Annotated in this window: 14 protein-coding genes; 7 read left to right on the top strand and 7 right to left on the bottom strand. The window is 31.2% G+C overall.

The features are described 5' to 3' along the window. Positions 1-33: 33 nt before the first annotated feature. From ACFOWD_RS04440 to ACFOWD_RS04430, 3 genes are read left to right on the top strand one after another with little or no spacing between them, the layout of a single operon-like run. On the top strand, positions 34-1722 hold the full coding sequence (locus tag ACFOWD_RS04440) for a glutamine--tRNA ligase/YqeY domain fusion protein (protein WP_377409610.1): 1689 nt from the start codon (positions 34-36) through the stop codon (positions 1720-1722). Positions 1723-1740: 18 nt separating this feature from the next. Then, entirely contained in the window at positions 1741-2205 is a 465-nt protein-coding gene (locus ACFOWD_RS04435) for a VOC family protein (protein ID WP_377408451.1), read from the top strand. A 7-nt stretch (positions 2206-2212) separates the two neighbouring features. Further along, positions 2213-2515, top strand: a complete 303-nt coding sequence (locus tag ACFOWD_RS04430; RefSeq protein WP_377408449.1) for a DUF6370 family protein — start codon at positions 2213-2215, stop codon at positions 2513-2515. Position 2516: 1 nt separating this feature from the next. Here the strand turns inward: ACFOWD_RS04430 and ACFOWD_RS04425 are convergent, their stop codons facing one another. After that, a complete protein-coding gene (locus ACFOWD_RS04425) occupies positions 2517-5132 on the bottom strand; it encodes a DUF5916 domain-containing protein (protein WP_377408447.1) in 2616 nt (871 codons plus the stop codon). 242 nt (positions 5133-5374) lie between these two features. Here ACFOWD_RS04425 and rplM point away from each other — a divergent pair, with 242 nt between their 5' ends. The 4 genes from rplM (at position 5375) to tsf (ending at position 8151) form a co-directional block, all read left to right on the top strand. Continuing rightward, positions 5375-5830: a 50S ribosomal protein L13 gene (gene rplM / locus ACFOWD_RS04420; protein WP_288956484.1), complete on the top strand. Its 456-nt coding sequence runs from the start codon at positions 5375-5377 to the stop codon at positions 5828-5830. Next, positions 5830-6216, top strand: a complete 387-nt coding sequence (rpsI, locus tag ACFOWD_RS04415; RefSeq protein WP_288956483.1) for a 30S ribosomal protein S9 — start codon at positions 5830-5832, stop codon at positions 6214-6216. Before rplM ends, rpsI begins: the two co-directional genes overlap by 1 nt. A 143-nt stretch (positions 6217-6359) precedes the next feature. Continuing rightward, the gene (gene rpsB / locus ACFOWD_RS04410; protein ID WP_298991017.1) at positions 6360-7142 is read left to right on the top strand and encodes a 30S ribosomal protein S2; all 783 of its coding nucleotides are present in this window, start codon (positions 6360-6362) and stop codon (positions 7140-7142) included. A gap of 43 nt (positions 7143-7185) precedes the next feature. Further along, positions 7186-8151, top strand: a complete 966-nt coding sequence (gene tsf, locus ACFOWD_RS04405) for a translation elongation factor Ts (protein WP_377408444.1) — start codon at positions 7186-7188, stop codon at positions 8149-8151. A gap of 82 nt (positions 8152-8233) precedes the next feature. Here tsf and ACFOWD_RS04400 read toward each other — a convergent pair whose 3' ends face one another. The 6 genes from ACFOWD_RS04400 to ilvD form a co-directional block, all read right to left on the bottom strand. Beyond that, positions 8234-8770 (bottom strand): hypothetical protein, encoded by a 537-nt coding sequence (locus tag ACFOWD_RS04400; protein WP_377408442.1) that lies wholly within the window; start codon positions 8768-8770, stop codon positions 8234-8236. 89 nt (positions 8771-8859) lie between these two features. After that, a complete protein-coding gene (locus ACFOWD_RS04395; RefSeq protein ID WP_377408441.1) occupies positions 8860-10452 on the bottom strand; it encodes an NADP-dependent glyceraldehyde-3-phosphate dehydrogenase in 1593 nt (530 codons plus the stop codon). 202 nt (positions 10453-10654) lie between these two features. Then, positions 10655-12130, bottom strand: a complete 1476-nt coding sequence (ilvC, locus tag ACFOWD_RS04390) for a ketol-acid reductoisomerase (RefSeq protein ID WP_377408439.1) — start codon at positions 12128-12130, stop codon at positions 10655-10657. 10 nt (positions 12131-12140) lie between these two features. Then, a complete protein-coding gene (ilvN, locus tag ACFOWD_RS04385; RefSeq protein ID WP_298991003.1) occupies positions 12141-12677 on the bottom strand; it encodes an acetolactate synthase small subunit in 537 nt (178 codons plus the stop codon). A 1-nt stretch (position 12678) separates the two neighbouring features. After that, positions 12679-14412 carry a biosynthetic-type acetolactate synthase large subunit gene (gene ilvB, locus ACFOWD_RS04380; RefSeq protein ID WP_377408437.1) on the bottom strand — a complete coding sequence of 578 codons (1734 nt, stop codon included), beginning with the start codon at positions 14410-14412 and terminating at the stop codon, positions 12679-12681. Positions 14413-14421: 9 nt separating this feature from the next. Then, positions 14422-16098, bottom strand: coding sequence for a dihydroxy-acid dehydratase (ilvD, locus tag ACFOWD_RS04375; RefSeq protein ID WP_377408435.1), 1677 nt, complete (start codon positions 16096-16098; stop codon positions 14422-14424). Positions 16099-16246: the final 148 nt, after the last annotated feature.

The raw sequence follows: 16246 nt of genomic DNA, 5'->3' as shown, positions 1-16246 counted from the left end.
TAATTTTGTTGCCTAATTTTTATGGATAAACTAATGTCTGAAGAAAATAAATCGCTTAATTTTTTAGAGCATATTATAGAGGAAGATTTGGCAAACGGAATGTCAAAAGAACAATTACATTTTCGTTTTCCTCCTGAACCTAATGGATATTTACATATTGGCCATACAAAAGCTATTGGTATTAGTTTTGGTTTGGGCGAAAAATATAATGCACCTGTAAACTTACGTTTCGATGATACAAACCCTGCTAAAGAAGAGCAAGAATATGTAGATGCAATAAAGAGAGATATTAAATGGTTAGGTTATAATTGGGCAAATGAATGTTATTCTTCAGATTATTTTCAACAACTTTATGATTGGGCAGTTTTATTGATAAAAGATGGTAAAGCCTATGTAGACTCACAAACTTCTGAAGAAATGCGTATCCAAAAAGGTACACCAACAGAAGCAGGAACTAATAGCCCTTTTAGAGATAGAAGTGTGGAGGAAAACTTGGAATTATTCCAAGGAATGAAAGAAGGCAAATTTAAAGAAGGAGAACATGTTTTACGTGCAAAAATAGACATGAGTTCTCCTAATATGTTAATGAGAGATCCATTAATGTATAGAATTATGTACAAATCTCATCATAGAACAGGGGATGAATGGTGTATTTATCCTATGTATGATTGGACTCATGGAGAAAGTGATTATATTGAACAAATATCTCACTCATTATGTTCTTTAGAATTTAAACCTCATAGAGAGCTATATAATTGGTTTAGAGATAATGTTTATAATTACAGTTCTAGTAAATTACCTCTACCTCCAAAACAAAGAGAATTTTCTCGATTAAATTTAAGTTATACCATAATGAGTAAACGTAAGTTACTTAAATTGGTAGAAGAAGGAATTGTTTCTGGCTGGGATGACCCAAGAATGCCAACAATTTCTGGTTTAAGAAGACGTGGTTATACACCTGCATCTATTAGAAGTTTTGTAGAAACTGTTGGAGTATCTAAACGTGAAAATGTAATTGATGTTGCTCTTTTAGAGTTTAAAATTAGAGAAGATTTAAACAAAACTGCAAATAGAGTTATGGCAGTTTTAGATCCTGTTAAAGTAGTAATTACTAACTATCCTGAAGGTAAGGAAGAAATGCTACAAGCAGAAAATAATCAAGAAGACGAAAGTGCAGGGTTTAGAGAAGTTCCTTTTTCAAGAGAATTGTATATAGAAAAAGAAGATTTTCGAGAAGAAGCTAATAAGAAGTTTTTTAGATTAAAACTGGGTAAAGAAGTTCGATTAAAAAATGCTTATATCATAAAAGCCGAAAGTTGTACCAAAGATGCAGATGGTAATGTTATTGAAATTCAGTGTACTTATGATGAACTAAGTAAATCTGGAAGTGGAACTCCAGAAAGTACAAGACGAGTTAAAGGAACATTACATTGGGTTTCTGTAAAACATGCAGTAAAAGCAGAAGTTAGAGCTTATGATAGGTTATTTTTAGATGAAGCTCCTGATGCTCATAAAGACAAAGATTACATGGAATTTATAAACCCAAATTCTTTAGAAATTATTGAAGCTTTTGTAGAGCCAAGTTTACAATCTGCAAAAATTGGAGAGCGATTTCAGTTTCAAAGGTTAGGCTATTTTAATGTAGATGATGATGCTACTCCAGAAAAATTAGTATTTAACAAAACTGTTGGATTAAGAGATTCATGGGGAGGTAAGAATTAAATTAAATCAAAAAAAGATATGATTCTAGGACTTTATGAAACACATTTATTTGTTGAAAATTTAGAGCGTTCCATAGAGTTTTATAAAAATGTTCTTGGTTTAAAACAATGTCGTTTAGAAAATGAAAGAAGAGCATCCTTTTTTTGGATAGGTGAAGATAAAAAAGCCATGCTAGGTTTATGGGAAAAAGAAAAAGAAGAAATAGACCTTAGACACTTTGCTTTTCAATGTGATCCTAACTGGGTTTTAAATGAATCTATTAATTTTTTAAAATCTCATCATCTTAACTACTGGAACTTTTTACAAGATGATAACGAACAACCAATGGTTTTTTGTTGGATGCCTGCTATTTCAATTTATTTTAATGATCCAGATGGGCATTATCTTGAGTTTATAGGATTACTTCCAGGAACAACAAAAACATCTGAAGAAAAAAGAGTTGTAACTTATGATGATTGGTTAAAAATTAAAGATAAAAACTAATACGAAAATGAAAAAATTATTATCCTTATTAATAGTATGCATCCTATTTTCTTGTAATACTAAAGAAGAAATAAATCAAACCGCAGAAATTTCTTGTGGCCAATGCCAATTTAAATTAGAAGCTGATGGTTGTGATTTAGCAGTTAAATTAGATAACAAAGCCTATTTTATAGAAGGATTTGGTATTGATGACTTTGGTGATGCCCATGATGAAAACACAGGCTTTTGTAACGTTATTAGAAAGGGTAATGTATCAGGTAAAATAAAAGAGGATAAGTTTATTGCATCTTCTATTAAATTAATAGATTAATCTACCTTCTAAATCTGTAAGTAAATTTTAATAAAAAGGTGTCATTTGCTGGTGCTCTAAACACCTGGTCAGAAACGCTATCTATTAAATCATCATCTACATCTGCACTACCTACAGAACCTCTAGACCAAACTAAAAATAATTCTGAGCCAGGTATATATTCCCATCTCATAACTAAATTTGTTTGTAATTGTACAAAAGAAAAATCTGGATTTTCGAAAGTATAATCTAAATTACCATCTAAATCTTCATCTATATTATAAATGTTATTTTGATTTGTAATTTGATTTTGACTGTAAATATTAACTCTATCTGTAAATTTATCTGCAGCAGCTATATTTACAAATTTAAAGTCAGAGAATCTTCCTCTTGAGATAAAAGGCTGTCCATAAAACTGAATTGATAAATTTGGATTTAAACTATAAGTAAAACGTAATGTTGTACTTAGTTCGTCGTTATTTATTGTTCCTAAAATATACCTGCTATCATTTCCAAAAGAGGTTGTTGTTACATATTGTGAACGATCTTTAGTAATTTCTAACTCATTGTTTAAAGAGATATTAAGAGCATCAAAAGGCTGATAAGAAAAACCTATTCTAAATCTGTTTCTACTAAAAACATCTTCGTCTGAATGAACATTAGTATACCCAAAACTAAAGGCAAACTTTTTTCCATTATCAGAATTAAATGAAGTAAAAATATACCTAGAATTTGCAGACCTCCATCTTGGGCCTCCTCTTAAGAAAAAGTTGTCAAATCTAGAAAAGTTTGCACCTATACCTAATCTTGTTCTTTCATTTTTAATCCAATTGATATTACCTGCTAATTCGTAACGTAATCTATTTACATTTCCTTGAAAATCATATTCAGATAACTGCTCTGCATTTATAGCCATATTTCTGTAAGTATCTGTTGGAACTAGCCACAAATAATCAACATTTAAAAATTGTAAAATTTGATCTGTTCTTCTTAAAAAACCAACATCATTCAATTCTAATTCTGGAGATCTCCAAATTACTCCAGTACTATATCTCCATTTTTCACCACCAACTTTTCCAAATTCAAATCTACCTCCTGTTCCTGTTAATGATGTTCTGTCTGTATCTACAGAAACATGTGTTGCATCTGTTCTTTGAAAATTATGACGTAACGTTTGTTGTGTAGCTGTAATAGCTTCTTTACTTCCTAAAACATGACTAAAAATCATGTTACCATCTATATAGTATTCTCTATTTTTCCAATTATGTTGAAAGTCTAATCCTCCTGTATAAGCAGCCTTGTGTAATTCATTAAAATCTCCGTTTAAATGTCTATTTGTAGCTGTGAAAATTCCACCTACAAAAGAATTTCTTTCGTTAAAATCTTTTTGGACTCGAGTAACAAAATAATTGGTAAGAGGTTCTACAATTTCTTCTCTAGAGCTACCATCTGTTTGTCTAATTTCTGCGTATTCATTTCCTGTCACACTTTCCAAAATTCCAATAGACCAACCATCTCTAGTTTTACCTGAAAATTTTGCTGCACCTAAAATTCTTGAGTTTTGAGGTTCATCTGAAAATTCTCCATTAGCTAAATTTGCACTTCTATGAGGATTTCTACCTATTCTTCTACTATAAAAAACATTATCACTACCATTAGCAAATTGATAATCAAAAATATTGCTATTTTCAACAAAAAATGGTCTTTGTTCTCTAAAGAAAATTTGAAATCCATCTAAAGCAATTGCTCCTGGATCTGCTTCAACTTGACCAAAATCTGGATTAACAGTTAAGTCTAATGTTAAATCATTTGTTATTCCAATTTTAGCATCTAATCCAAAATTTGCTCTAAAGTCTTTACCAGTTCTAAATGGATTACCTGCTTCTGGTGGATATTTATCATATTGTAAAACTGTAAAAGGCTGAATTTCTAATTGTTTTTGGGAAATTAAATTTTTTAACCCATGTAATTCACCTGCTTCACTTATAAAGCCTGCTTGGTCGTTTGGAATCCTTTGCCATAAAGAACGTTCTTGTAACCTAAAAATAGTTCTGTTTATATTAAAACCCCAAATTTGTTCTTCTGCTTTTCCAAATCGTAATTGACTAAAAGGAATTTTCATTTCAGCAGTCCAACCTTTATCATCTATTTTGGCATTTGTATACCAAATTGGGTTCCAACTATCATCCCAGTTTTCTCCATTTTGAGAAGCAAATTCTTCTCCTTTCACGCCAGCTGCAGTTGTAGTAAAAACAAAAGCTGTTCTTTTATCATGATAACTATCAATAATTACATTTACTCTATCTCCTTGAAAACCATCTCTTCTACTTAAACGTCTTTCTATTTTTTCTGGTTCATCATCAAAAGCTCTAATAGCAACGTAAAGATATTTAGCATCATACATTACTTTAAATTTTGTTTGATATGTTGGTGGCTTACCTTCATCTGGGTCTTTTTGAGTAAAATCTGATGACCATTCTACTACATTCCAAGCTTCATCATTAATAAATCCATCAATTACAGGCTTCTTTACTAGTTTTTTTGTAGTATAAATTCTTTTAGAGATCTTATTTTCTTGAGAAAATAATTTAAAAGAGAGTAAAAAAATTAATGTGAAAAAATATCGAAAAAATTTCATTTTGTTGGGTTAGTTTGCTCTGTAAATACAATGAAAACATTATTTCTAAAAATGCAATGCAAAAGTAAGTTTCTAATTTCTTAAGTTTTTGTTAATAATTCTTAGATATAAGAACATCATATACCTTTATAGATAATATTTTAAAACGCTATTTGTCAATCAAATAAAAAGCGGTACATTTGCACTCCTTTTTTAAGGAAAAAATAAATTATTAACAAAGAACAAAGACTAAAAGTGTAATTATGAACACATTAAGTTACAAAACAGTATCAGCAAACGCTTCTACAGTAAATAAGGAGTGGGTTTTAGTTGATGCAGACGGGCAAACGTTGGGTCGTCTAGCTTCTAAAGTAGCTAAGCTAATTAGAGGTAAATACAAGCCAAACTATACTCCTCACGTAGATTGTGGAGATAACGTGGTTATTATCAACGCAGAGAAAATTAACCTTACAGGTAAAAAATGGACTGATAAATCTTACATCAGACACACAGGATATCCAGGAGGTCAAAGATCGTTAACTGCAACAGAAATGTTCGATAAAGATCCTACAAGATTAATCGAAAAAGCAGTAAAAGGAATGTTACCAAAAAACAAATTAGGTAGCGCTTTATACAGAAACTTGTATGTATATGCAGGTTCAGAGCACAAACAAGCAGGTCAAGAACCTAAAGCTATTAACCTTAACGATTATAAATAATGGATACAGTTCACAAAATAGGTAGAAGAAAAACTGCTGTAGCACGTATTTATCTTTCTGAAGGAAAAGGTAATATTACAGTAAACAAAAAAGATTATAAAGACTACTTTACAACAGGTACTTTACAATATAAAGTTCAACAACCTTTAATGTTAACAGAAAACTTAACGTCTTACGATATTAAAGTTAATGTTTACGGAGGTGGTGTTACAGGACAAGCTGAAGCAATTCGTTTAGCAATTACTAGAGCATTAGTTTCTATTAATGAAGAACACAAAGCTGTACTTAAGCCAGAAGGATTATTAACTCGTGATCCAAGAATGGTTGAGCGTAAGAAATTCGGTCAGAAGAAAGCACGTAAGAAATTCCAGTTCTCTAAACGTTAATTATTTGCTGAAAGAAATTCAGCAACTATTTACATTAAGAGACTGTTATCAAATATTAATAACAGTTTAGTATCTAAATGGTTAAGACTCCAAAAGACTACTTAATCATTGATTTCAAAAACAGAAAGTAAACACATTTTAAAATGGCAAACATTAACATTCAAGAATTATTAGATAGTGGTGTACACTTTGGACACTTAACTAGAAAGTGGGATCCTAACATGGCTCCTTATATTTATACAGAAAGAAATGGTGTACACATCATTGATTTGTATAAAACAGCAGCAAAAATAGAAGAGACTTCTGCAGCTTTAAAGAAGATTGCAAATTCTGGTCGTAAAATTTTATTTGTTGCTACAAAAAAACAAGCAAAAGATATAGTTGCAGATAAAGCAAAAGCTGTAAACATGCCTTACATTACAGAAAGATGGCCAGGTGGTATGTTAACTAACTTTGTTACTATTAGAAAAGCTGTTAAAAAAATGGCTTCTATCGATAGAATGAAGACAGACGGATCTTTTGACGCTTTATCTAAAAGAGAAAAATTACAAATTAATCGTCAAAGAGAAAAATTAGAAAAGAACTTAGGTTCTATATCTGATATGACTCGTTTACCTGGTGCATTATTTGTAATCGATATTAAGAAAGAGCACATTGCAGTAGCAGAAGCTCAAAAATTAAATATCCCAATCTTTGCAATGGTAGATACAAACTCTGACCCAAGACAGGTAGATTATGTTATACCAGCAAATGATGATGCTTCTAAATCTATTGATAAAGTTTTAGGTTTTGTAACTGATGCTATAGCAGAAGGTTTATCAGAAAGAAAAGCTGATAAAGACAAAGCAAAAGAAGCTAAAGAAGCTCCTAAAAAGGAAGCTCCAAAGGCTGAAGCAAAAGAAGTTGCAACAGAAGAGAAAAAATAATTTTAATAAATAGAAACATAAATTTCTAAAAAAAAGATTAAAAATGGCAAAAATTAGTGCTGCTGACGTAAAAAAATTAAGAGACGCTACTGGAGCTGGAATGATGGACTGTAAAAAGGCATTAGTAGAAGCAGAAGGTGATTTCGATAAAGCAATTGATATTTTACGTAAAAAAGGTCAAAAAATCGCTGCAAAAAGAGCTGATAGAGAATCTACAGAAGGTGTTGCAGTAACAAGAATTAACGATGCAAACACAGAAGGTGTTGCAATTGTATTAGCTTGTGAAACTGACTTTGTTGGTAAAAACGAAAAATTTGTAGCTTTAGCTGGTGAGTTTGCAGATATCGCATTAAATCATGACAGTAAAGAATCTTTCTTAGCTGCTGATTTTGGTGGTATGACTGTTGCTGACAAATTAGTTGAACAAACTGGTGTTATTGGTGAAAAGTTAGACATTACAGCTTTCGAAAAAATTGAAGCTGCTTATGTTGGTGCTTACACTCACATTGGTAAAATTGCTGCTTTAGTAGGTTTATCTGCAGCTGTAGATAATGCTGAAACTTTAGCTAAAGATATAGCTATGCAAGTTGCTTCTATGGGTGCAACAACTTTATCTTATAAAGATTTTGATCCTGCATTTGTTGCTTCTGAAACTGAAGCTAGAATTGCAGAAATCGAAAAAGAGAACATAGAATTAGGTAGATTAGGTAAAACATTAAAAAATGTACCAAAATACATCTCTATGTCTCAATTATCTGATGAAGTTTTAGCTGAAGCTGAAGAGGCTGCAAAAGCTGAGTTAGCTGCTGAAGGTAAACCAGAAAAAATCTGGGATAGAATTTTACCAGGTAAAATGGAAAGATTTATCTCTGACAATACTACTTTAGATAAAGAACAATGTTTATTAGATCAAACTTTTATTAAGGATGATAAGAAAAATGTTGCAGAATATGTAAAGACTTATGGTACTGTTGAAGTAACTGGATTTAAAAGAGTTACTTTAGGATAATTCAACATATTATTTCTGAAAACAGAAAGCTTAAATAAAAAACCTCGCAAATTGCGAGGTTTTTCTTTTTATAAAATATGGCTTAGAAAAATGAGAATCCTATACCAATAGAAAAACTGTCTAGCCTATTGTTCTTAAATCCTATAATACCTTTTCTATGTAAATCAAAACGAATTACTGTATTCCATCTATTTTCTCCATCTATTTGATAACCTAAACCAAGACCATAATAATTACCATCTGCATAGTTTTTAGACATTCTAAACATTTTACCATAACTAGTATCTATAAAAAAAACATCATCTCCATTTCTCCATAAGTTAAATTGTAAACTACCAAAAGCAGGAATCGCACTAACAGCATAATTCCAATGGTAATCATAACCTGAATTAAAACTTATTGCAACTCTTTTTTTAAACTCATAACCAAAACCTATTCTCGCAAAAATTGCTGTTGGTATAATTAGAGACTCATCATCATCTTGTTGAAAAAGGGTATAATTTTCATTAACACCCAAAACAAAATTTATATTTCCAGTAAAAAAGACTCTTCCTGGTTTATCTTGAGAAAAAGATTTAGTTTGAAGAACAATACATAAAATCAAAAAAAGTTTTTTCATTTAGCTTGATTAATTATGAACTATTATCAAACATCATTCCAATAAAAAAAGCCTCTTAAAAAGAGGCTCATAAATATGATTAATTATAATTACAAAATATAATCGGTACTTATAAAATTAGATGCTTTTTTATCTAACAATTCTTGTAAAATAGCATTGTTATATGCTGTATCTTTAGATGCAACAAAAGTTCTTATAGAAAAAGAACGTAATGCATCATGAACACTTAAAGTAGAAACTGCAGAGTCTTTTCTTCCTGTAAATGGATATACATCTGGCCCTCTTTGAGCAGCACTATTTAAATTTACTCTACAAACTAAATTTACAAGTGTATCTATTAAAGGAGCTAAAGTTCTGGTATCACTTCCAAATACACTTACTTGTTGCCCATAATTAGAGTCAGCCATATCATCTAAAGGCTCTTGAATGTTTTTAAAAGATACTATAGGTATAACAGGACCAAATTGTTCTTCTTCATAAACCCTCATATCTTTAGAAACAGGATATAAAACAGCAGGATAAATATAGTTTTCTGAAGTCTCACCTCCTTTTTTATTAATAATTTTTGCTCCTTTTTCTAAGGCATCATCTATTAATTCTTGTATGTAAGCAGGTTTGCCTGGCTCAGGTAAAGGAGTTAATTTAACACCTTCTTCCCATGGATTACCATATTTTAAAGCATCTACTCTTTCAGCAAAACGTTTGTTAAATTTATCAACTATATGTTCATGTACATATAGCACTTTTAAAGCTGTACAACGTTGTCCATTAAAAGAAGTAGAACCTGTAATACACTCATCAATCGCTAAATCTAGATCTGCATCTGGTAAAACAATTCCTGGGTTTTTAGCTTCTAAACCTAACACTAAACGTAATCTGTTTTTATATGGATGATTTGCTTGAATTGCATTTGCAGATTTACTATTTCCTATTAATGCTAAAACATCTACTTTACCAGTTTTCATTATAGGAGTAGCCAATACTCTACCTCTTCCATAAATGATATTAACTACACCTTCTGGAAAAGAATTTTGAAATGCTTCTAAAAGAGGAGTAAGTAATAAAACACCATGTTTTGCTGGTTTAAACACTGCTGTATTTCCCATAATTAAAGCTGGAATTAACAAAGCAAATGTTTCATTCAAAGGGTAATTATAAGGCCCTAAACATAATACAACTCCTAAAGGACCACGTCTTATATGAGCATGAACTCCACTATGCTTTTCAAACTTAGCAAAGTTTCTATCCATTTTCTTATAATCTTCTATAGTATCATAAATGTATTCTACTGTTCTATCAAACTCTTTCTCAGAATCTGCTAAAGATTTTCCTATTTCCCACATTAATAATTTAACAACTTCATCACGTTTGGTTTTCATTTGCTCTGCAAATTCTTCCATACATTCAATTCTATCTACAACTCTCATTGTTGGCCATAATCCTTGACCTTTATCATAAGCTTTGTAAGCAGAGTTTAATGCTTCTAATGCTTCATTTTCTGATAAGTTAGGTACTTTACCTAATAAAGTTGGTTTATATTTTTCTGTTGATGAAATTGTAGAATAAACATCCGCCATTTCTCCACTCCACTTCTTTAACTCACCATCAACTAAATAAGTGTTTTGTATAGTTAATTCTGAGATTTGATGCTTTTTTGGAATTTCTTTAAATGTAGTTTCCATATTTTTTAGTTTTTCAATTAGTTCATAATTGAATTTATTAGACTCAAAATTAACTAAAAAGGTATCAAAAGCCCTTATAATTCTACTACTATTAACGAAAACAATTTCGTTTTCTAAGTTAATTTTTTGAGAGTCAAAACTATAAAACCTGTCAAAAATTTAAATTCTGACAGGTTTTATAAATTTTAGAATTTTTAAATTTCTATGAAGTTTTTATAACTTTCATAGCTGTCATAGAAGCTCTTAAAGTTGCTCCTACTTTTTCTACAGGATGATTTCTAATAATCTGATTTACTTTTATTAATTCTTGGTTATCTACTCCATTTTCTGAACTAAAAGGCTTACCAATTACGTTTGTAGAAACTGTTTTCATAAAATCTGCTAATAAAGGTTTACAAGCATGATCAAATAAATAACAACCATATTCTGCAGTATCAGAAATAACACGATTCATTTCGAATAATTTTTTACGTGCAATAGTATTAGCTATTAATGGTGTTTCGTGTAAAGATTCATAATAGGCAGAAGCATCAATAATACCAGATTCTGTCATTGCTTCAAAAGCCAATTCTACACCTGCTCTTACAAAAGCAACTAATAAAGTTCCATGATCAAAATACTCTTGTTCAGAAATTTCGTCAGTTGTAATATGTTGTTTTTCAAAAGCAGTTTCGCCAGTTGCTGCTCTCCATTTTAATAAGTTTACATCATCATTAGCCCAATCTTCCATCATTGTTTTAGAGAAATGACCAGTCATAATATCATCCATATGCTTTTGAAATAATGGACGCATAATATCTTTTAATTCTTCAGAAAGTCTAAAAGCTTCAATTTTAGCAGGATTAGATAATCTATCCATCATATTTGTGATTCCTCCATGCTTTAAAGCTTCAGTAACTGTTTCCCAACCATACTGAATTAATTTTGCAGCATAACCAGCATCTATGCCTTCTTCTACCATTTTATCAAAAGATAAAATTGCACCAGTTTGTAACAAACCACATAAAATGGTTTGTTCTCCCATTAAATCTGACTTCACCTCAGCTACAAATGAAGAAGCTAAAACACCTGCTCTATGACCACCTGTTGCAACTGCATAAGCTTTTGCTTGAGCCCAACCTTTATCTTCTGGGTCGTTATTGGGATGAACAGCTATTAATGTTGGCACACCAAAACCTCTTTTATATTCCTCACGAACCTCAGATCCTGGACATTTTGGAGCAACCATAATTACAGTTAAATCTTCTCGAATTTGCATTCCTTCTTCTACAATATTGAATCCATGAGAATAACTTAAAGTAGCTCCTTTTTTTAGTAAAGGCATCACTGCATTTACTACATTAGTATGTTGTTTATCTGGTGTTAAATTAATTACCAAATCTGCTGTTGGTAGTAATTCTTCGTAAGTACCAACAGTAAATCCATTAGAAGTGGCATTAACAAAAGATTCTCTTTTCTGTTCTATTGCTGTTTTTCTTAAAGTATAAGAGATATCTAATCCAGAATCTCTCATATTTAAACCTTGGTTTAATCCTTGTGCTCCACAGCCCACAATAACAATTTTCTTCCCTTTTAATGCATTTACTCCGTCTTCAAATTCTGAAGCTTCCATAAATCTGCATTGCCCTAATTGTTCTAATTTTTCTCTTAATGTTAATGTGTTAAAATAATTTGACATTGTTGTTTATTTAGTTGTTTTTGATTGCTTCTAAAAGCGATGATATTTTCATTTCTTCTTTAGTAACTGCTATAAGCCCTGATCTTGTATACTGCATAATGCCAAAAGGACTTAATTGATTATAAAGTGTTACAATTTCTTCTTTTTTACCTGATTTTTCTAAAACAAAAAACTCTTTATTAACAGTTACAATTCTAGCATTGCTTTCTTTTATGATATTTTGAATTTGGCGCTCTTCGAACAATAATTCAGACTTGATTTTAAATAAACCTGCTATTTGATAAATAATTTCATCAAGTTTATGGTAATAGGCTTTTATGACTTCTACTTGCTTTTCTATTTGCCCTATAATTTTTTTCATGTTTACTTCTGTTATATTAACAACAATCGTAAACTTAGATACGCCTTCTATTTCTGATGGAGAAGTGTTTAAACTCTCAATATTAATATGTCTTCTTTGAAAAATTGCTGAAATTCTATTCAACAAACCTATATTGTTTTCAGTATATACAGATACTGTAAACAGTTGTTTATCTTCTATGCTCATTTTATTCTAATCTAATGTCTGAAACACTTGCTCCAGAGGGAATCATTGGAAAAACGTTATCTTCTTTTTCTACACAAACTTCTAAGAAATAAGCTTCTTTACTTTTCATCATTTCTTCTACAGCTTCAGCTAATTCTTCACGTTTTGTTACTTTTCTTGCTTTTATATAATATCCTTCAGCAATTTTAACAAAATCAGGATTTATCATTTCTGTTGAAGCATATCTTTTATCGAAAAATAATTGTTGCCATTGACGAACCATACCTAAGAAATCATTATTTAACACAACTATTTTCACAGCTGCTTTTTGCTGAAAAATTGTACCTAATTCTTGAATGGTCATTTGATAACCCCCATCACCAGAAATAGAAACTACTTCACGTTCTGGAGCAGCCATTTTAGCACCTATTGCTGCAGGTAAGCCAAAGCCCATAGTTCCTAAACCTCCAGAGGTAATATTGCTTTTAGAAACATTAAAATCTGCATATCTACAAGCAATCATTTGATGCTGACCTACATCACTTACTATTGCAGCTTTACCTTCGCTTTGTATGTTTATTTCTTTTAACACCTCAGCCATGGTTAATCCTTCTTTTGTTGGGTATAAATCGTTTTTAATAACCTTATCAAATTCTATTTGATACAAATCTTTAAATTGCTGATGCCATTCTTTGTGCGAATTTTTATCTAATAATGGTAATAACAACTCTAAACTCGTTTTTGCATCACCTAAAACAGCTACATCTGTTTTTACATTTTTATCAATTTCTGCAGGATCAATTTCAAAGTGAATTACTTTTGCTTGTTTTGCATAGGTATCTAAACTTCCAGTAACACGATCGTCAAAACGCATACCAATAGCGATTAAAACATCACATTCATTTGTTAGCATATTTGGTGCATAATTTCCATGCATACCCACCATACCAACATTTAAAGGATGAGAAGTTGGAATTGCTGAAGCTCCTAAAATTGTCCAAGCAGCTGGGATTCCTGCTTTTTCTACAACAGCTTTTAATTGTTCTTCTGCTTTACCTAGAATAACACCTTGCCCCCAAACAATTAGTGGCTTTTTTGCTGTATTTATGAGTTTTGCTGCAGCTTCTACATCTATAATATCTGTTAATGGAATAGGATTATAACTTCTTACTTGTGTACATTTTTCATAAGAAAAATCAAACTCATTAAATTGTGCATCTTTAGTAATGTCAACCAAAACAGGACCTGGTCTTCCACTTTTAGCAATATAAAATGCTTTTGCTATTACAGAAGGAATATCTTCTGCTTTTGTTACTTGACAGTTCCATTTTGTAACCGGAGTTGAAATACCCACTATATCTGTTTCTTGAAATGCATCTGAACCTAATAAATGAGAAGATACTTGGCCTGTTATACAAACCATTGGTGTCGAATCTATTTGTGCATCTGCTATACCAGTAATTAAATTGGTTGCTCCTGGTCCAGATGTAGCCATAGCTACCCCAACTTTACCTGATATTCTAGCATAACCCTGAGCTGCATGTGTTGCACCTTGTTCATGACGTGTTAAAACATGATGTATTTTGTCTTGATATTTATATAACTCATCATAAACTGGCATAATTGCACCTCCTGGATATCCATAAAGAATATCTACACCTTCTTCTATTAAACATCTTACAATTGCCTCACTACCTGAAATACGTTCTTTTTTCTTGGTAGATTTTTGAGTTGATTTTATGGTTTGTGTTTCCATATATTTTAATTATAAATCAGTAACACATCCTTTAGAGGCAGATGCTACATATTTTGCATATTTGTATAAAATTCCTTTTTTGTGTTTTGGCTCTGGAGCTTTCCATTTAGCCTTTCTTTTAGACAATTCTTCATCAGAAATTAAGACATTTATAGAATTATCTTCTGCGCTAATTCTAATTTTATCTCCTGTTTCAATAAGCCCAATTGCACCTCCTGATTGTGCTTCTGGTGTAATATGACCAACCACAAAACCATGAGTACCTCCAGAAAAACGGCCATCTGTAATTAATGCCACTGATTTTCCTAAACCAGCTCCCATAATTAAAGATGTTGGCTTTAACATTTCTGGCATTCCTGGCCCTCCTTTTGGACCTACATATCTAATGACGACTACGTCACCTTTTGCAACTTCACCATTAGAAATACCAGTGTTTGCTGCTTGCTCTCCATCATAAACAACAGCCTTACCTTCAAACAATAAACCTTCATTTCCAGATATTTTTGCAACAGCTCCTTCTTCTGCAAGATTTCCATATAATATCTGAATATTTCCAGAAGATTTTAAGGCTTTATCTGTTGGAAAAATAACGTCTTGTTCTTGGAACTCCATAGCTTCTACATTAGCTAAATTTTCAGCTAAAGTTTTACCTGTTACAGTTAAACAATCGCCATGTAAATATCCATTATCTAATAAATATTTCATTATTGCTGGTGTACCACCAATACCATGCACATCTTCCATTAAATATTTACCTGATGGTTTTAAATCAGCAATTAAAGGCGTTCTATCTGAAACTCTTTGGAAATCTTCTAATGTAATATCGATATCTGCTGCATGTGCAATGGCTAAAAAGTGTAATACAGCATTTGTAGAACCTCCTAATGCATTTACTAAAGCAATTGCATTTTCTATTGATTTTTTACTGATGATATCTAACGGTTTTAAATCTTTTTCCAGTAGATTTTTTATAGCTCTTGCATGTCTTTCTGATTCCGATAATTTATTAGGGTTTTCAGCAGGAATTGATGAGTTATATGGTAATGCAAACCCCATACATTCTATGGCTGATGCCATTGTATTTGCAGTATACATTCCTCCACATGCTCCTGCTCCAGGGATTGCACTTTTAATAATTTCTTTGTATTCATCCTCATCAATTTCGCCAGCTACTTTTTGTCCTAAAGCCTCAAATGCAGAAACAATATTAAGTTTTCTTCCCTTGTAATTACCAGATGCAATGGTTCCTCCATACATCATTATTGAAGGTCGATTTAAACGCAACATAGATATTACAGCTCCTGGCATATTTTTATCACAGCCTACAATAGCAATTAAGCCATCATAACTTTGGGCATTCATAACTGTTTCTATAGAATCTGCAATAATATCTCTAGAAACTAAAGAATAATTCATTCCAGAAGTTCCCATAGAAATCCCATCAGAAACTCCAATAGTATTAAATCCTAATCCAACCATATCAGCAATTTTACACTCTACTTTAACCTCATCTTTCAATCTGTTTAAGTGCATATTGCATGGATTACCATCATAACCTGTGCTTGCAATACCTATTTGAGCTTTGCTCATATCTTCTTCAGATAAACCTACAGCATACAACATGGCCTGTGAAGCTGGTTGAGATTCATCTTGTGTTAATCTTTTGCTATGTTTGTTAAGATTCATTTAATGATTTCTTAGTTTAGTTATCAAAATTATTTTATTTCTTGTTTTTTATTAAATAAAATTTAATGTCATCTTTAATTTCAGATGTTAAAAAAATTATATAAAATACTGTATTACAATATCTTAACTCTTAATTATTATGACATTC

Source organism: Polaribacter marinivivus (assembly GCF_042651285.1).
Lineage (GTDB): Bacteria > Bacteroidota > Bacteroidia > Flavobacteriales > Flavobacteriaceae > Polaribacter > Polaribacter marinivivus.
Note: the sequence above shows the minus strand (reverse complement) of the source record. Positions and strands in the feature narration are given on the sequence as shown.